This is a genomic window from Coprococcus sp. AF51-11b1, from assembly GCF_027682785.1.
Lineage (GTDB): Bacteria > Bacillota > Clostridia > Lachnospirales > Lachnospiraceae > Allocoprococcus > Allocoprococcus comes.
In genome coordinates this window covers 60,393-79,186 of sequence record NZ_JAQCZB010000014.1, presented here as the reverse complement: position 1 = coordinate 79,186, position 18,794 = coordinate 60,393, and the positions used below count along the sequence as shown (strand labels likewise).

The 18,794-nt window shown below is 43.6% G+C and carries 17 protein-coding genes and 1 other annotated feature; of the genes, 1 reads left to right on the top strand and 16 read right to left on the bottom strand.

The window, feature by feature from the left end; translation table 11 throughout:
* Positions 1 to 272: 272 nt before the first annotated feature.
* The 7 genes from PGY05_RS13675 to PGY05_RS13645 form a co-directional block, all read right to left on the bottom strand.
* A complete protein-coding gene (locus tag PGY05_RS13675) occupies positions 273 to 866 on the bottom strand; it encodes a flavin reductase family protein (protein WP_022221152.1) in 594 nt (197 codons plus the stop codon).
* Positions 867 to 896: 30 nt separating this feature from the next.
* Positions 897 to 2,549 carry a putative manganese-dependent inorganic diphosphatase gene (locus PGY05_RS13670; protein WP_022221151.1) on the bottom strand — a complete coding sequence of 551 codons (1,653 nt, stop codon included), beginning with the start codon at positions 2,547 to 2,549 and terminating at the stop codon, positions 897 to 899.
* Between the two features lie 106 nt (positions 2,550 to 2,655).
* Positions 2,656 to 3,951: a GTP cyclohydrolase IIa gene (locus PGY05_RS13665; RefSeq protein WP_195254750.1), complete on the bottom strand. Its 1,296-nt coding sequence runs from the start codon at positions 3,949 to 3,951 to the stop codon at positions 2,656 to 2,658.
* Between the two features lie 116 nt (positions 3,952 to 4,067).
* Positions 4,068 to 5,402: an amidohydrolase gene (locus PGY05_RS13660; protein ID WP_195254751.1), complete on the bottom strand. Its 1,335-nt coding sequence runs from the start codon at positions 5,400 to 5,402 to the stop codon at positions 4,068 to 4,070.
* A gap of 13 nt (positions 5,403 to 5,415) precedes the next feature.
* Complete coding sequence (locus PGY05_RS13655) at positions 5,416 to 6,525, bottom strand: M20/M25/M40 family metallo-hydrolase (RefSeq protein ID WP_022221148.1); 1,110 nt, start codon at positions 6,523 to 6,525, stop codon at positions 5,416 to 5,418.
* A 17-nt stretch (positions 6,526 to 6,542) separates the two neighbouring features.
* The gene (locus PGY05_RS13650) at positions 6,543 to 7,232 is read right to left on the bottom strand and encodes a hypothetical protein (protein ID WP_195254753.1); all 690 of its coding nucleotides are present in this window, start codon (positions 7,230 to 7,232) and stop codon (positions 6,543 to 6,545) included.
* A gap of 21 nt (positions 7,233 to 7,253) precedes the next feature.
* A complete protein-coding gene (locus tag PGY05_RS13645; RefSeq protein ID WP_022221146.1) occupies positions 7,254 to 7,988 on the bottom strand; it encodes a DUF5058 family protein in 735 nt (244 codons plus the stop codon).
* A 289-nt stretch (positions 7,989 to 8,277) separates the two neighbouring features.
* Here PGY05_RS13645 and PGY05_RS13640 point away from each other — a divergent pair, with 289 nt between their 5' ends.
* Complete coding sequence (locus tag PGY05_RS13640) at positions 8,278 to 8,964, top strand: S1 RNA-binding domain-containing protein (protein WP_022221145.1); 687 nt, start codon at positions 8,278 to 8,280, stop codon at positions 8,962 to 8,964.
* A 111-nt stretch (positions 8,965 to 9,075) separates the two neighbouring features.
* Here PGY05_RS13640 and PGY05_RS13635 read toward each other — a convergent pair whose 3' ends face one another.
* From PGY05_RS13635 to thyA, 9 genes are all read right to left on the bottom strand, one after another.
* Positions 9,076 to 10,992: an NAD(+) synthase gene (locus PGY05_RS13635; RefSeq protein WP_022221144.1), complete on the bottom strand. Its 1,917-nt coding sequence runs from the start codon at positions 10,990 to 10,992 to the stop codon at positions 9,076 to 9,078.
* Positions 10,993 to 11,004: 12 nt separating this feature from the next.
* The gene (gene hslO / locus PGY05_RS13630; RefSeq protein ID WP_022221143.1) at positions 11,005 to 11,883 is read right to left on the bottom strand and encodes an Hsp33 family molecular chaperone HslO; all 879 of its coding nucleotides are present in this window, start codon (positions 11,881 to 11,883) and stop codon (positions 11,005 to 11,007) included.
* 19 nt (positions 11,884 to 11,902) lie between these two features.
* On the bottom strand, positions 11,903 to 12,685 hold the full coding sequence (locus PGY05_RS13625; protein ID WP_270246951.1) for a class I SAM-dependent DNA methyltransferase: 783 nt from the start codon (positions 12,683 to 12,685) through the stop codon (positions 11,903 to 11,905).
* Between the two features lie 241 nt (positions 12,686 to 12,926).
* The gene (locus PGY05_RS13620; protein WP_022221141.1) at positions 12,927 to 13,562 is read right to left on the bottom strand and encodes a lactate utilization protein; all 636 of its coding nucleotides are present in this window, start codon (positions 13,560 to 13,562) and stop codon (positions 12,927 to 12,929) included.
* Complete coding sequence (locus PGY05_RS13615) at positions 13,562 to 14,587, bottom strand: branched-chain amino acid aminotransferase (RefSeq protein WP_008369610.1); 1,026 nt, start codon at positions 14,585 to 14,587, stop codon at positions 13,562 to 13,564. Before PGY05_RS13615 ends, PGY05_RS13620 begins: the two co-directional genes overlap by 1 nt.
* Before the next feature lie 154 nt (positions 14,588 to 14,741).
* Complete coding sequence (ilvN, locus tag PGY05_RS13610; RefSeq protein ID WP_022221140.1) at positions 14,742 to 15,251, bottom strand: acetolactate synthase small subunit; 510 nt, start codon at positions 15,249 to 15,251, stop codon at positions 14,742 to 14,744.
* 18 nt (positions 15,252 to 15,269) lie between these two features.
* Positions 15,270 to 17,000 (bottom strand): biosynthetic-type acetolactate synthase large subunit, encoded by a 1,731-nt coding sequence (ilvB, locus tag PGY05_RS13605; protein ID WP_195368475.1) that lies wholly within the window; start codon positions 16,998 to 17,000, stop codon positions 15,270 to 15,272.
* Positions 17,001 to 17,088: 88 nt separating this feature from the next.
* Positions 17,089 to 17,347: a binding site (T-box leader), on the bottom strand.
* 80 nt (positions 17,348 to 17,427) lie between these two features.
* Positions 17,428 to 17,916 carry a dihydrofolate reductase gene (locus PGY05_RS13600; RefSeq protein ID WP_055247814.1) on the bottom strand — a complete coding sequence of 163 codons (489 nt, stop codon included), beginning with the start codon at positions 17,914 to 17,916 and terminating at the stop codon, positions 17,428 to 17,430.
* A gap of 17 nt (positions 17,917 to 17,933) precedes the next feature.
* Positions 17,934 to 18,782, bottom strand: coding sequence for a thymidylate synthase (gene thyA, locus PGY05_RS13595; protein ID WP_008369620.1), 849 nt, complete (start codon positions 18,780 to 18,782; stop codon positions 17,934 to 17,936).
* Positions 18,783 to 18,794 lie beyond the last annotated feature (12 nt).

Below are 18,794 nucleotides of genomic sequence, written 5' to 3'. Positions count from 1 at the left end.
ATGTGCCTCGGCACATTCTCGCGCCGAGCGCGTTGCTGAGCGCCAGTGGCGCTCGTTAAGCAACGACCGAAGCAGAGCGTAGACCGCTTGCGACATTCTTCATCTTCGTGCGAGTGCGCATCTCCGGCACGCAGTGCCTTTTTTTCATAGGAAGTTCCTTCGGAATTTCCTATGAAAAAAGACGAGACCGCACCTTAGCAGTCTCGCCCTTGAGTTTCTACTTACACAGCATATACCCTCTGTCATTTTTTTGTCAAGAGGATTTTCTGTTTTTATTTCTTCTTTTTCTTTCCATTCTTCTTTGTCGGCTTTTTCACGCTATAGCCAAATGTTCCGAGCAACTTACCCAGACTATAATACTGTCCGTGCACATATACGATCGGATCGGTCTTTTCCAATGCAAATCGCCCTTTCTGATCCATATAGGCATCATCTACATGAACCGCTTTTACCTCGGCAAGGAAAATATGATGCGATCCCGGTGTTTCTTTTTTGACCACCTTACACTCGATGTTGACCGGACTCTCCGCAATCAGTGGCGCACTCACATATTCTGCCTTTTCCGGTGTCAGATGCAGCTCTTTGAATTTGTCCACATCTTTTCCCGAACGCACACCGCAATAATCCGTTGCATACGCAAGTTTTTCCGTCGTCAGATTGATTACAAATTCTCCGGTCTCATCGATCATGTGATAAGAATACCGCTCTGGTCTCACGGAAATCGAAACCATCGGCGGGTTTGTGCAGACCGTTCCCGCCCACGCCACGGTAATGATATTCGGATTGCCTTCTTTATCTGCCACACTGACCATAACTGCAGGCAGTGGATACAGCATATTTCCCGGCTTCCAGATCTGTTTTGCCATAAGCCATCTCTCCTATAAAGTTATCTGTTTTTATTTTTGCTGCAGGTAAGTTACCAGAACAGGGATCATCTGTTTCTTTCTTGATACTACACCTTTCAGGAGAATTTTTTCCGTATCTCCCGGCAGTTCAAACGCTTCAAGAACCTGTTCCTTTGCATTTTCACCACAGCAAAGGAGTTCTGTAGACTCTTCCAGAATATTAGTCATCATCAAATACAACATATGCAGTCCCTGGGTCTTTCTCGCCTCTTCCAGATATGGGATCAGACGTCCTTTCACCTCATCCAGTTCATCCTGATTCATGGATGTGATCTGTCCGACTCCAAACATGATATCTTTTACATTGAACACCTTAAAGTCCTGGAAACAGATCTCTTCTACGGATTTGCCACGCAGATTGCTTCCCGCATTGAACATCTCTTTTGCATGTTCTTCCATATCAATCCCGGCTATCCGCGCCAGTGCCTCTGCTGCCGCCTGATCAACCATCGTACAGGTTGGTGAACGGAACAGTAACGTATCCGAAATAATTGCAGAGCACAGAAGTCCCGCCATCTGTGGCTCTACCTCTACACCGCTTTCCTGATACATCTGGTAAATGATCGTAGCGGTACATCCAACCGGCTGATTCCGGAAATATACCGGTCCGATTGTCTCCAGACCGCCCAGTCTGTGATGATCAATGATCTCCTGCACCTCTGCCTCTTCAATTCCATTCACAGCCTGTGATTTTTCATTATGATCCACAAGAATCACCTGTTTTTTACGGGATGTCATAAGTCTTCGTCTGGAGAGGAAACCACAGAACTTTCCTTTATTATCCAGAATTGGGAAATCTCTGTACTTCGTCTTTGACATAACTTCTTTCACATGTTCCACATAATCATTCAAATGAAAAATCTCCAGATTATCACGGCTCATAAAATACTTGACCGGAATACTCTGGTTAATCAGCCTTGCAGCAGTAAAGGTATCATGTGGTGTCTGAATAATCACGATATCTCTCTCCTCTGCCATCTTCTTGATCGTCTTGGAAATATTGGCTCCCTGGCAGATGACCAGACAGCTTGCATCCATCTCGATCGCGCACAGCTGTGACTCATAACGGTTTCCAAGAATGACAAGATCATCCTTCTCAATAAAATTCTCCATCAGATCCGGACTGGATGCGGCAATGACAACTTTTCCATTCAGGAAATAGCCATGCTCATTCCCGGAGATCAGTGTTCCGTCCAGTGTTTTGACGATATTGCGGTACTGGGTTCTCGCTGTTGCAAGGATATTATTATCGTACACTTCCATATATGACGTAGCAATATCTCCGATAGTGATCAGCCCTTCCAGCTTCTCACCTCTTGTTACCGGCAGTGTCTTAATATTCTCATCTTTCATTCTTGCCCATGCGTCTTTAATGGACATGTGACCAGATACACCCTCAATATGACGGATATCCATATCTTTTACCTGAAGGTGTACATTGTCCAGAAGAGACGGCACACTTACCTGGAATTTATCCAGAACATATGCTGTCTCACCATTTACCTCGCCCGCTCTTTTCGCTATGTATTTTTCTCCTGTGATTTTATTTTTCAGATTTGCATATGCAATTGCCGAACAGATAGAATCTGTATCTGGATTTTTATGTCCGATCACATATACTTTCTTTGGTTTTTTCTGATCCATTTTATATTACTCCATTACTCCATTACTATCTCTTGTTCCTTTATTTTTCAGAATGCCATTTTTTTTACTGTTCGTCAACCCTTGTTCGGATAAAAGACCACTTACACTAAATTTTAAACAATATCTCTACCAGTGCCTTCGGTCTGCCACCCGCTGCCGCTGTCTTCTTTGCATACACTTTTCCATAACCGGCTTCCATGATCTTATTCATGATCCGGCGCGCACTTCTGACCGTAATTCCCAGACACTCCGCCAACTGATGTGCATCGAAAATATAACTTTTTCTTACATCTGCAATGGCAATGATCTTCAGAATTGACGTTGTGCTGAGCCCGGTTTTTTCTGAAATTTTCCGTAGCTTCGGATCGGAAGAAATGAGCTGATATTCCAGCTGGATCTCCTTTCCAAGCGGTCCGTGCTGTGTCTGACCGGCATCAATCCAGAAAATCTCCTGCTTTGCATTTTTCAGGGAAAAATCCAGTGCACGTCTTGCGTTCATTTCCGCGTCATTCATCGTGCCTCCGGTTCCGATCCCTACATTCAGGCTGATTTTCTTCTCCTCCTGCACTTTTTTTTGCAGATTCAGAAGCTTCCGCTGGTTAAATTCTTCTTGTACAGCCCCGGAATTGGAAAATACAATATATTCTCTTCTTCCTGATGCAAAAATTGCACCTTGAATCCCTTCTGTATATTTGATGATTTCTTTTTCAATATCTGCTTTTGCAAGCATACTTGAATAATAATTCTCTTCTCTGCTCTTATAATCCGTCAGCTGAAAAATCTCAACTGCTGCCTGCGCATATTCTGCTTCCTGAAGCGCACATTCATTTTTTAATTTTTCCAGTGCCACTCTCACTTTTGCCCTGGTCGGAGGCAGATAAATTGCATGGTATCCCTTTTCCTGCAGTGTCTTATACACCCACCGAAGAGAAGTCAGTGCCACATTGATCTTTCCTTCATCCAGAAGCTTCATGTGCCACTCCACATACTGTTCTTCTTCCACTCCTGCCTGAAACGGACAGGAATAAATGTTTCTTGCCAGGATGTCAAATGCATCCAGCAAATCCTCAATGACCTGTTTTTCTACAATATCAATACTAAATGCATCCAGTTCAATATTACTTTTCTGCATCTGCAGAAATGCTCCCGCAATGCTGATTACCGATTTTTCCACCGACACATGCGGCCTGGTGAAATGATAGTTTCTCCCCACAAAACTTTCGATCGCACAGCCCGTAAACAGTACCGCATCACACTCCTGTTCACATTCCTCAATCAGCCGGTCACTTCGGTTAACCTGTTCCTCTTCATAAGAAGCTACTTCTACTGAACTGTCGATTTCTTTTATACTCTTCTTAACAACCTCACAAGATGATTTTGATCCGATAACTCCAACTTTCACAAATTTGTCCCCCGTATTGCGATCTTCTATCCAGAGAACCTGCCGTTGGCAGCTTCTCTCTATATATCTGAATAATTGCTTTAAAAAAGGAACCCCTCAAACGGGATTCCTTTTTATTATAACTCAGAGCCATCAAAAACCACAAGCTTAGAATGCTCTTTTTTTAATTCCAGATAACTTTCTTTTGTCAGCGTCGGTTTGAAATTGTCAAGAATCTGTTTTGCCTTTTTTGCGTTATCATAAAGAAGATCAATGATCGTAAGCGCCATCATCTTTGCCGGAACGATATAAGCAAGTTCCGGGTCCGCAAGACGGTAATCCTTGGAGTGAAGTCCTCCGGTTATTCCCTCTGTCCAGATGTGCATACACGGCATGAACTGAGAAAGATCCCCCAGATCTGTAGAACCTGCTGTCTCATAAAGCTCTACAAATGAATCTTTTTCCGCCCCTGTATATTCGATCATATTTTCTTTATATAATGCTGAAAGCTCACGGTTGGTATTCATCGGAAGATATCCGATCTTATCGTCAATCTCGACTTTTCCTCCGATTGCAAGTGCTCCGGCTTTTAACGCACGGTTCACTTTTTTACTGGCATCCAGCATTCCATCAATTGTGAAAGCACGTACCATGATCTGCATCTTCACAACAGCAGGAACTACATTTACCAGATCTCCGCCTTCTGTAATGATTGCACTTACACGAACCTTTTCTTTCTCCTGAAAAGTCTCACGGAGTGCATGAATGTTGTTCAGTGCCAACTCTGCCATATTTAACGCATTGATTCCTTCATGTGGTGCGAAACCTGCATGCGCAGCTTCTCCGATAAATGTTACCGTCTTTGTCACAAATCCGTTGCAGTCGGTATCAATCACGCAATGCCTGCCATTTCCAATTTCCATCATGTGACACTGCAATGCCATATCCACATCATCAAAGCCACCACGTTTTAAATATTCCTGCTTGCCGCCGTAAAAACTGATCTTATTTTCACGGATCAGACTGTCGCGATAATCATAATCTACGCATTCTTCCGCAGGGATCGCAATAAAATCAACCGCTCCACCCAGTTCCTTCATCACTCCGGATCTTAAAAGACCAATCGCACATCCATACAGATCTGCAAGCTGTGCATGATGACCGCAGGCATGAACATTTCCTTCTGGCGTACTGTCCGGATGTTCTTTGCACTGGATACAGTCCAGCTCTCCGATCACAGCAATTCTTGTATTCCCTTTTTTCGGAGTTGAAACCTTACAGCCAGTATATGCAATTTCCGTCTCCGGCTCTTCTCCAATCTCCTGAAATGCCTTTATCATTCTTTCTGTAGTCTTAAATTCTTTGTAGCCAAGTTCAGGCGTTTTATATACATCATCACCAAGCTGAATGATCAAATCTCTGTTCGCGTCAATCGCGTCCAGACATCTCTGCTTCAGTTCTTCTTTTTCCATCTATGTCGTCCTCCTATTCTGCACCCATCAGTCTTCTCAGTACTTTTGTCACTTTCCAGGTCTCATCTGTATCAAGCGCTTCTTCTACTGTGTGTACATTGATCATTCCACATCCCAAAATGACGCTCTTATATCCGTGTCCCGCAAGCACATTTGCATCACTTCCGCCACCGATGATCATTTTATTTGCTGTAATTCTTTCTTCTGCCATTGCATTTACAGTATCCTGGATCAATTCACAATCTTCTTCCAGCGACAGGACCGGGTAAGCCATCTCATGCTTCATCTCATAACAGGCTCCCATTTCCTCTACAGCTTCCTTGCAGCACTGTTCCATATGTGTAACCTCTGCAGCCAGCTTTTCCATACTGTGTGAACGGATCTCTGCGGTAAATGTAACCTCATCTGTTACGATGTTGGTTGCAGATCCACCTTCAATATGTCCGATATTAGAGGTTGTCTCATAATCAATACGTCCGATGTGCATCTTACTGATTGCCTTTGATGCCACAACAATTGCATTGATTCCTTTTTCCGGTTCAATTCCGGCATGCGCTTTCTTTCCTTTGAAAGTAATCTCAATCGCTTCCATTGCCGGTGCTTTGTATGCGAGAGTCTCTGCTCCACCGGTTGCATCTACAACAACCAATTCCTTGCATGGCAGCATAGACATATCCATGTGCTTTGTTCCCATCATACTGATCTCTTCGGAGCAGGTAAATACAAGATAAATATCTCTGTGCGGTACACCGCTTTCAATGATATCTTCTACCGCTTCCATGATTGCTGAAATTCCAGCTTTGTCATCTCCGCCAAGTGTTGTTGTCTTGTCGGTACTGATGATGTTTCCATTGATCACCGGATTTACATTTCTGCAAGGCTCAATCTGATCCATATGTGCTGCAAATCCAAGTGGACGTTCCTTCGTATTTCCTTTTACAAATGCAACGATATTTCTGCCGTTTCCACCATAAGCTTCCCCGGCATGATCTGACTGGAACGGAATGTTCCGCTCTCTCAGCCAGTTTTCTATCCAGTCCGCCATCTCTTTTTCCCCTTTTGACGGGCTGTAGATCTTGATCATCTCAATAAATCTTTCCTGTAATCTTTCTCTCGATAACATCTTTTTCCTTTCCGGACTTAGTCCTCAAGCTCTTTCTTGTAGATAATCTTTCCTGCGAAAATAGATCCAAATACGGCTACCAGGATAACAACGTATGACGGTGTTCCAGGGAAGAAGGATAAGAATCCGTTTTTCATCAGCCAGTTCATTGCAAATGCGATAACAACCGCTACAGCACCAAGCTTCGGTCTTGTGATTGCGAACTGTCCGAATACAGCTCCGTAAAGTGCCGGAAGAAGGAAGTTGAGGGCCTGCTTGAATCCTTCTGGCATCATACCAATAATTGCGTTTCCTGCAATTGCTCCGATTGTCAGAATCACAATATTTACAATGATCGATACAGCAATACCGATGGTTGATACAACAGAACCTTTGTCACTCCCCATTTCAACGCCTGCTGCTTCCTGTGCAACAGAAGAACACGGAACACGCATGTTGGATGTATTTCCTGAAAGGAATGTCAGATAAGTTCCCGGGATTCCAAGAATCGGGAAATAGGAAATCGGTTCTACAATATAAAATGCTCCACTTACACTGATCTGTGCGATTGTACCTGCAATGATTGCGGATACCGGTGGCATATATCCGTATACAACTGAGATAACAAGTGCCGGTCCAAAACATGTAATGATACCTAATAACATGGTGATTTTTCCCCATTTAACAATATCAGGTATATAGACTTTGTTGTAGTATTCTTTATTCATATCTTTATCCTCTCATTCCTATTAAAATACAGTGTTCCAGATGTAACCAATGAGCATGCCTGAGAACATGGAAATTGCAAAGGCCCATTCTCTGAGCCATCCAATATTCTTTTCTTTCGCTAACTTTGTCAGGGTCATCATAAGAATGCATCCTACGATTGTTGCGATTGCCGGTGCTCCGCCAAATGCAAACTGATTCTTTTCGTTGAAGAAGTTTCCTGATGCAAGGTTTGCAAATGCACCAAGCATCGCTCCTGCTGAAATGATCGGAACCATTTTGGAATTTCCTTTTGACATCAGATGATTTACTTTATCCATCTTATCTGTGAAAAGGAGTGTGAAGATCAGCCATCCAAGTGAACCACAGATCATGGTCCATACACCACAGGCGAATGCAACCGGTGTCAGGTTCTCCAGTGTAGCGCCCATTGCCTGTGCGCCAAATCCGGCTGCCATTGCTTCATAGTTAACGGATCCGATGAAAGAAAGTCTCATCCATGAAACAGGTGCTCCCATTGATACGATCAGGGAGATCATTGTTACCAGGATTACAATAGATGGTCCAATTGAGGAAATGGCACTACTCTTAATTGCCATATTGATCTTTTCCTGTTCAATTCCAATCTCTTTTGCTGCTTTGAGTGACTTCCTGAAAAACAGTACGGACTGAAAAACTACGATTCCTACTGCTATTGCGGCACCCACCCACATCAGAGGGCTGTTTGCCAGTTCCAGATAATTCACGTTTCCCTTCATTTTAAATTCTCCTTTGCCTTTTAGTTTAGGACACTGCCCTTAACATGTCCTTATGTTGATAATATACAATTTATTTTTTCTTTTGTCAATTTTTTTCACAAATTTTACTATTCAAAATATACACAAATTTTTACCACAATTTTCGTACATAATAACGATTTTTTCTCATTAAGCACAATTTAACCGTCTAACCATCTGGAATCCATACTTTTTATCTATACAAAAATGTGTTATACTAATAAACATATTGAGCATACGTTCAGAAAAATAAACTAACAGAGGTGTTAAGATGGAAAACGAAAAATTACAGGAACAGACAGAAAGCATGGCAGACTACGAAGCACATTTCGATGATGCCAATCCATGGAATGTGGTCGCACGTTATCAGGAAGAAGGAACCAATCTTCACGTAAAAGTAGAAGGAATCGTAAATGGTGGTGTCATCGCCATGGTCGAAGGACTTCGAGGATTCATCCCGGCATCCCGCCTTTCTCTTTCTTATATCGAAGATCTGGAGACTTATCTTCTAAAAGAAATTGATGTCCGCGTGATCGAAGCAAACCAGGCAGAAGGACGTCTGATCTTATCTGCACGTGAGATTTTAAGAGAACAGAAAAAAGCAGAAGATGCAAAAAAACTTGCATCTGTACAGGTTGGAAGTGTTGTAAAAGGTACCGTTGAATCGCTTCAGTCCTACGGTGCTTTTGTACGTCTCGAGAACGGTCTTTCCGGTCTGGTTCACATTTCCCAGATCAGTACTCAGAGAATCAAATCAGCAGACCAGGTACTTCACGTTGGGGACGAAGTAGATGTCAAAGTCATCGGTATCAAAGACGGTAAGATCAGCCTCAGTATCAAGGCTCTTGCCGAAGATGCTGAAAAAGAACAGGAGGAAGAGCTGGAACACGTAGAAATTCCGAAAGTAGAAGCAATCGGAACCAGCCTTGGGGATCTGTTTAAAAATATCAAGCTTTAAAAATTATAATTTAAAAAAGGGAAGCCTGCACTTTCGCAGACTTCCCTTTATCATTGCCTGATAAGTATCACTGACACTTTATGCGAGAATGTACCCCCTGTACATTCTTTTCTATTTCTTCAGTGCTTCCAGATCCTGCATCCAGACTGCCGCACACGCATCGCTCGGCATTCTCCAGTCTCCTCTCGGAGAAAGTGCCACCGTACCGATCTTCGGTCCGTCCGGCAGGCAGGAGCGCTTAAACTGCTGTGCAAAAAATCTTCGGTAAAAGGTCTTCAGCCATTTCATGATCGTCTCACTGTCATAAGTTCCTTCAAATGCAAGCTTTGCGAGCCGATAGATCTTTGACGGTTCAAAACCAAATCTCAGAACATAATACAGATAAAAATCATGCAGTTCATACGGACCTACAAGGTCTTCTGTCTTCTGGGCGATCTCGCCATCCTTCGGTGGAAGAAGCTCCGGACTTACCGGTGTGTCAAGAACATCCAGAAGTACCTCTTTCAGCTCCTGATCCTCACAGGTATCCGCATAATACTGAACCAGATGGCGTACCAGTGTCTTCGGAACAGATGCATTGACTCCGTACATAGACATATGATCTCCATTATAAGTCGCCCACCCAAGAGCCAGCTCCGACATATCTCCGGTTCCGATGACCATGCCCCATTCCTGGTTAGCAATATCCATCAGCACCTGGGTACGCTCTCTTGCCTGTGAATTCTCATAGGTCACATCATGTACCTCTTCATCATGTCCGATATCACGGAAATGCACATGGACCGCATCCGCGATCGGCACCTCTTTCAAAGTGGCTCCCAGCTTCTTCGACATCAGGCAGGCATTCTGATAGGTTCTGTCTGTCGTACCAAAGCAAGGCATCGTCACTGCAATGATATCCTTGCGGTCTTTTCCTGCCATGTCAAACGCTTTTGCCGTCACAAGCAGTGCCAGCGTTGAATCCAAACCGCCGGAAATTCCAACGACTGCTGTTCTCGAGTGAGTATGCACCAGACGCTTCTTCAGTCCCATTGCCTGGATCATCAGAATCTCCTCACAGCGCTTTTCCCTCTCTGCCATATTCTGTGGAACAAAAGGGGTCTGTGCAAAGCTTCTGGTAAGTGCTGTCTCTTCCACACTTATGTGGAACAGTACTTTTGGAAGATGACGTTCTTCCGTTGTCTGGAAAGTTGTATTTTTTCTCCGTTCACTTAAAAGACGGAAAATGTCAATCTCACTGACGATCATCTCGTTGGCAAACCGCTTTGCTTCTTTCAGAATCGTCCCATTCTCTGCGATAATATTGTGTCCACCAAATACCACATCCGTTGTAGACTCTCCGTCCCCGGCATTTGCATAGACATAACCTGCAATCAGTCTTGCAGACTGTCCCTTGATCAGTTCCTCCCGGTAACTATCCTTTCCGATCGTCTCATCACTTGCTGAACAGTTGACCAGGATGATCGCGCCTTCTCTTGCCGCCTCAATACTCGGCGGGATTGGTGACCAGACATCCTCACAGATCTCTGCCGATACGACCAGATCATCCATCTCTGCCGCCTGATACAGGATCTGCGGCCCAAACAGGATTTCTTCCCCTTCATAAGAAATCACTCTTGCTTTTTTCGGTCCTTGACGGAATTGACGCATCTCATAAAATTCCCCATAATTCGGAAGAAATGTCTTGGTTGTAAAGCCAAGGATCTTTCCGTCATTTAATGCGGCCGCAACATTATAAAGCTCTCCATCAATTGCAAGTGGAAGCCCAACAAATACAAGTGCTTCTGTATGCCTGGTCTCTTCTGCAACTTTTGCAAGTGCTCTGCGCACCTCTTTTAACAGTATATCCTGTGTAAAAAGATCGCTGCAAGTATACCCGGTCAGGCAAAGCTCCGGAAAAACAATGATCTTTGCGCCAGCCTTCTCAGCTTCTTTCATACGTTTGCAGATTTCCTTACAGTTGTGCCAGACATCCGCCACACGAATATCAACTGTGACCGCTGCAACTTTGATAAATCCCTGTTTCATGCGTTTACCTCTTTATCTTTTTGCCTGTTTTAAAATCTGTTTCAGTTCTTCTACACTAAATGTATACGCCATATTGCAGAAATGGCATTTTACTTCTACTTCTTTTCCGTCATCGATCATTTCCTGGATATCTTTCTTTCCGATGCTGATGATGGCTTTCTCGATTCTCTCATGCGAACAATTACATTTAAACTGTGTATCCATTGTATCTGTAAATTCCACATTCAGGCCATCCAGTACCTGCTCCAGCATCTGCTCCGGTGTATGTCCGTTATCCAGCATACTGGTAACAGAAGAGATCTTCTTGATATTCTCTTCCAGTTTATCCAGCACCTCATCCGATATAAACGGCATTACCTGCACAATAAATCCACCTGCACAGTGTACAGTGTTGTCCTTGTTCATCAATACTCCAAGGCCCACAGAAGACGGAACCTGTTCGCTGGTTGCAAAATAATACGTCAGATCTTCTGCGATCTCACTTGTCTGCAGAATAGTCTGTCCAACATATGGTTCTTTCAGTCCCATATCTTTAATAACATTTAAAAGACCGATTCCAACAGCTCCTCCAACATCCAGCTTGCCATTCTTAGGCGGCATCATTGCTTCCGGATGATCGACGTATCCTTTCACGTCACCTTTTGCATCTGCAGTCACCGTAATTCCGCCAAGTGGTCCATCACCTTTGATCTGAAGCGTCAGCACATCTGTCTCGTTCTTCATCATGCCTCCCATCATTGCTCCTGCCGTCAGAAGTCTTCCAAGTGCCGCTGTTGCTACCGGACTTGTGTCATGTCTCTTTCTTGCCTCTTCCACCAGATTTCCGGTTGTTGCGGCAAATGCACGGATCTGTCCGTCTCCCGCAGTTGCTCTTACAATATAATCTTTCATATAACAATTCTCTCCTGTTCTATTTTCCCTGTTCTCTTGCGATCACATAAATGCGCTCGCTTGTGTCCATCGGCGCATTCTTTGAAAATGCATCGTATGCTGTCACAAATTCCAGCCCCGACTTCCGGATCAGTTTCTTCATCTCCTCCAGCGTATACGCTCTCTGATAATGCGTCTCCTCATATTTGCGATAAAGCCCACTGTCCTTATCTGTCTCAATAAAAAGACTCAGATCATATTCATTGATCTTCTCATCTTCGTAATAATAGTTGTCCCAGATAAAACTGCATTCCTCCCGGTTCTCCGCAATTGTGCGATCCCCAAGAATCTCTTCATACTTGTAACGTGTATTAAAATCAAAAATAAAAACACCTTTCGGATCCAGATAATTGTTGACCAGGCGGAATACTTCCTGAAGTTCTTCCGGCTCTGTAATATAATTGACCGAATCGCAGACACTGATGACAGCTCTTACCGTACCATACAGTTCGAACTCTCTCATATCCTGCAGAAGATACAGAATATCATGACCGGATTTGTCTCGTTTCTCCATTGCGATCTCCAGCATCTCTTCCGCATTGTCCGCACCAATCATATCATATCCTGCCTTTGCAAGCAATTCTGTCATGTTCCCGGTACCGCACCCCAGATCCAGTACCAGTCCATCCCTGACACCATATTCTCTCATAAGACCGGTGAGATATTCACACCATTCTTCGTAGGGAATATTATCCATGAAGGTATCATATACACGTGCAAAGCTTGTATACGCTTCCATACTCTGTTGTTCCTCTCTTTCGATTCGCCATCAATGCCCATAAGCAGCACTGACCGATGTCCACGGACCACTCCGCTGCGCATCCTGACATCCAGATTATTTTATAGTATAACACAGGATTTTCCTCTAGGAAAGTCATATTCTAATGAGAACTTTTCCCTTTTGGAATTTTCTTTACTGTTCACAGTACCTGTGACCAGTAACGCATTTTCTTTTTCAGACACAAAAAGAACCAGGGGAAATTCCCTGATTCTCTTCGTATTTTTTAGAATCCCAGTTCTTCATTCACCAAAATCACTTTTATTCTGTTTGGAACATGGCTGAATCTTGTAATCAGTGTCTGACAGCAGATACTTTTCGGAGATTTACAGTTGGAACAGACACCTGTCTTCGCACACGGAAGCCCTTCAAAACGCTGTCCGTTAATCGGAGCTGCCACATACTTTGCACGGGCATATGCATCCTCTGCACTTCTTACAATTTTGTTCATGCCAACGATCATCAGAACATTTTCCGGTCCGTAAGAAATAGCTGCCACACGGTTTGCATTTCCATCTATATTAACCAGTATCCCATCTTCCGAGATTGCATTACAGCTTGCCAGAAAATAATCGCAGTTAAGTGCCTGATGCATCATCTCTGCTTTTTCCTCCGGTGTCGCACACAGATCTCTGTCCAGCACTTTATAATTTCCTTTATGAAGTGCTTCAGGAAGACCAATTGCCTTAATGCTCATAGACCCTCCCCAACTGATGCTGCTTCCTTCCGGAATCAGCTCCAGTGCAAGGGCAAGTGCCTCTTCTTTGGTCTGTACATAATGTCCCTCCATCTGACGGGACTTCAAATTCTTTATCACCTGCTCAGCGAGCAGATCATTTCGCTTTGTAACGAATTTATCCATTATTCAACCACCTGGATCCATCCTTCCGGTGCTTCGATGTGTCCCATCTGAATTCCGGTAAGTGTTTCATATAATTTCTTGATAACAGGTCCCATCTCATCCATTCCGCTTGGGAAGCAGATTTCTTTACCATGATCTACAATCTTTCCAACCGGTGAAATAACTGCTGCTGTTCCGCAAAGTCCGCATTCTGCAAAGTCTTTTACTTCATCAAGATATACTTCTCTTTCTTCTGTCTCAAGTCCAAGATAATGTTCTGCCACATAAAGAATAGAACGTCTTGTAATAGATGGAAGGATACTGTTTGATTTCGGAGTAACTACTTTACCATCTTTTGTGACGAAGATGAAGTTTGCTCCACCTGTCTCTTCTACTTTTGTTCTTGTTGCTGCATCCAGATACATATTCTCTGCATAGCCTTCTTCATGTGCTGTTACAATTGCATGTAAGCTCATTGCATAGTTAAGACCAGCTTTGATATGTCCTGTTCCATGCGGTGCTGCACGGTCAAAGTCTGAGACTTTAATTGTGATCGGCTTTGCGCCGCCCTTGAAATATGGTCCTACTGGTGTTACAAATGCACGGAACTGATATTCGTCAGCAGGTTTAACTCCGATAACCGGATTGCTTCCGAACATATATGGACGGATATAAAGGGACGCTCCTGATCCATAAGGTGGTACATAAGCCGCATTGGCTTTTACTACCTGTACGATCGCATCTACAAAACGGTCTTCCGGAAATACCGGCATCTCAAGTCTTCTTGCGGAATCAGCAAATCTCTTTGCGTTCATATCCGGGCGGAATACAACGATGCGTCCGTCTTCTGTTGTGTATGCCTTCATACCTTCAAATACTGACTGGGAATACTGCAGAACACCTGCACACTCATTCAATACAATGTTGGCATCTTCTGTCAGGCATCCATCATCCCACTTTCCATCTTTGTAATTTGAAACATATCTCTTTTCGGTCGGGATATAACCAAATCCTATGCTTGACCAGTCAATCTGTTTCTTTTCCATTGTAATTCCTCCATTCCCTTGTTGCTTCTTACAGTAACATATATCTAAATTATAATTTTTGCTTCCCGTATTTTAAATCCTACGGATTACATATCGCTATTATATTACTTCTGTTTTTCAAATTCAAGAGTGCGCTCTGTTTTTTTTGATTTTTTTATCTTTTTGGCATTGTGATCGCTTCAATCCCCACACTTCCGCCTCTTACAACTTCAATTGAATTGAATTCAGAACGTAGAAACTGGATGATCGCTGTATTTTTATGTGCCGTGTGTACAAATTCAAGAAGTACACTGTCTTTTCCATAATCACGTACCTTTGCCTGATAGGTCTGCGCAATCTGGAAAAGCTCTGTCTTATCTTCCGGTGTACAGTTTTTTACCTTGATAAACATCAGCTCCTGCATAACAACAGATACTTCTGTAAAATCAATGACTCTGATGACTTCAACCATACGGTTCAGCTGTTTTTTGATCTGCTCATAAGTCTCTTCATCACTGTTCGTCTCAATCGTCATTCTGGAGATAGTCGGATCTTCTGTTCTACCTACCGTCAGACTCTCCAGATTATAGGATTTACCGGAAAAGAGTCCGGAAATCTTTGAAAGTACACCAACCTGATTTTCCACATATAAGGAAATCCATCTTTTTTTCATTGTATTATCCATCTTCACCTCTCCTCTCCATTAATCCATCAAAAGATCTTCCAGGGTTCCGCCCGGACGTACCATCGGATAAACCTGCACTTCCGGATCCAGCATGAATTCGATCAGAGTCGGCACCTTCAGTGCACGGTTTGCTTTTGCCTGTTCAAATGCTGCTTTCATCTCGGATTTTTCGGTTACACGGATTCCCTTTGCCCCATAGCTTTCTGCAAGTTTTACAAAGTCCGGCGTATATTTCGGTGGATGCTCTTCTCCACGTCTTGTCGCTGCGCCTGCACGAAGATCCGTCATAGAATAGCGTTTTCCATAGAAAAGTTTCTGCCACTGGCGAACCATTCCAAGATAGGTATTGTTAAATACACAGAGGATCAAAGGAAGTTCTTCCAGCACTGCTGTTGCAAATTCCTGAATATTCATCTGCATACCGCCATCACCGGAAATTGCAATCACCGTACTGTCCGGATTGCCAATCTGCGCTCCGACTGCTCCCGGGAATCCATATCCCATGGTTCCAAGTCCGCCGGACATATAAAGTCTGGTCTTTTCATTCACTTCCAGATACTGGGATGTGAACATCTGATGCTGTCCTACATCTGTCACAACAATCTTGTCATCCTCTTTAAACACTTCATTGATCGTCTCCAGAATATCCTGAGCCTGCATCTGGTCTCCCTTTGGTTTCATCCTAAGCGGATGCTCCTCTTTCCAGCCTTCGATCTGTTCCATCCAGCTTTCTTTTTTCTCCATTGGTTCTACATATTCCAATAATTTTTCAATTGCTTCTTTTGCATCCGCAACGATCGGAATATCTACCTGAATGTTACGTGAGATGGAGGAAGTATCAATGTCGATATGTACGATCGTAGCCTTCGGTGCAAATGCATGCAGTTTTCCGGTGATACGATCGTTAAATCTGGTCCCTATCGAGAACAGCAGATCGCATTCTTCCACTGCCATATTGGATGCATATGCACCGTGCATCCCCAGATTACCGATAAAAAGCGGATGCGTTGTCGGAATCGCACCACGTCCCATGATCGTTGTCACAACCGGGATCTGGGTACGTTCTACAAGTTCGGTAAACGCCTTATTCGCTCCTGCAATATTTACCCCACCACCGGCAAGGAACAACGGTTTCTTTGCTTTTCCAAGCATCTTGACTGCTCTCTTAAGCTGTCCGATGTGAACACCGGTACTCGGCTTATATCCGCGGATATTGACTGTCTCCGGATAATTCGGGCTTCCAAGCTCTGCCATTACATCTTTCGGGAGATCCACAAGAACCGGACCCGGACGTCCGCTGCGCGCAATATAGAATGCCTCTTTGATGATTTTTCCCAGATCTTCTCTCTTTCTTACTGTCACACCGTATTTTGTGATACTTCTTGTAATACCTACGATATCAACTTCCTGGAATGCATCATTTCCGATCAGATGTCTCGCAACCTGTCCGGTAAAACATACCAGCGGTACACTGTCATAATTTGCCGTTGCAATTCCTGTCACCAGATTGGTTGCACCCGGTCCGCTTGTTACCAGACATACCCCGACTTTTCCTGTTGATCTGGCGTAAGCATCTGCAGCATGGACAAGTGCCTGTTCATGACGCGGAAGTACAACTTTTGTGTAATCCTGTTTGTAAATTTCATCACTGATATCAATTGTACAGGCTCCCGGATATCCAAAAAGGATATCTACCCCTTCCTCTTTTAATGCTTTTACAAGTAATTTGTTCCCTGATATTTTTTTCATAAATCTACCTCCATGAATTTTCTATACAGATGATCGCCAAATTTTTATCATAGTCATATAGAATAACAAACGCCCTAAACGGCTGACCGTTCAGGGCGAATATAAAATCCGTGTTACCACCTGTCTTCAGAGAAGCTGCTTCTCTGCTCTCACGCAAGTACAGAACCATAGAAATGTTCGATACTATTCCCCTGTAACGTAGGGTCTACGTCGAAGTCTACTTGAGAAATTCCCGTTCAGTCCGCTGCTCAAAGGCTACTTCTACAATCCCTTCATGAAGGCTTACACCATCCGCCTTCTCTCTTTGCTTCCGAAGATTATATACTCCTCCTTGTCATAGCATTTCTTCTATTGTCTCATCGATTACATTTATTATAATGAGTGGTCTATTGATTTGTCAATGATACATTTCGCAAATTTTATTGATCTATTTTATTCTTTCATATTTTGCAAATACATACTCAAGATCGAAATATGTCTGTTCATCCGTCTCAGCTGTTTTTTGCCAATCCGGATCCTTATCCAGATCCGGGAACCAGGTATCTGCCTCATATACATGATCTGTCCGCGTAACATACGCTATATTACAATACGGAAGCATTGCACGGTAAATACTTTCTCCGCCGATCACAAAGACTTCTCCTTTGTGCTTTTTACATTCCTGCATTGCCTCTTCCACACTGTGTACCACGATCGCATCCTTCACCTGATAATCCGGATTGTGGGAAATCACGATATTAACCCGGTTGGCAAGCGGACGCCCCTGCGGAAAGCTTTCCAGTGTCTTTCTTCCCATCACGACAATATTGCCTTCTGTCATCTGACGGAAGTATTTCATATCTGCCGGGATTCGTACAAGCAGACTGTTATTCTTTCCTATTGCCCAGTTTTTATCTGCATTTACAATAATGTTCATCGTATCTGTCTCCTTTTCTAAACCGCGATCGGAATATTTTTGATCTGCGGTCCTGTCACATAATCGTCTAATCTTACGTCATCCGGTGTAAACTGATAGAAATCTTTCACTTCCGGATTCAGCCAGAATTTCGGTGCCGGGTGCGTCTCTCTTGAAATCAGTTCCTCGATCAGCGAAATATGCCTGTCGTAAATATGTGCATCTGCGATCACATGTACAAATTCGCCCACCTGCATATCGCATACCTGCGCGAGCATATGAAGCAGCACAGCATACTGGCATACATTCCAGTTATTTGCCGCCAACACATCCTGGGAACGCTGGTTCAGGATTCCGTTCAATGTCAGCTTGTCGCTGCCCTTTTCTTTTGTCACATTGAACGTCATGCTGTATGCACACGGATAAAGATTCATCTCATGAAGATCTTGATGTACATAAATATTCGTCATGATCCGGCGGCTGTAAGGATTATTCTTCAGATCATAGAGTACACGGTCTACCTGATCCATCATTCCTTCTTTGTAGACATGCTTTACGCCCATCTGATAGCCGTATGCCTTCCCGATCGATCCATCTTCATCTGCCCAGCTGTCCCAGATGTGACTGTTCAGATCGTGGATATTATTGGATTTTTTCTGCCAAATCCACAAAAGCTCATCCGTACAGCTTTTGATCCCGGTTCTTCTGAGTGTCAGTGCCGGGAATTCTTTTCGCAGATCATACCGGTTCACCACACCAAATTTTTTTACTGTATACGCCGGAGTCCCGTCTTCCCATCTCGGACGTACCTTTTCTCCTTCTGTGCTGGTTCCATTATCAATGATGTCCCTGCACATCTCTATAAAAACTTTGTCTGCATAACTCATGCCTGATTACTC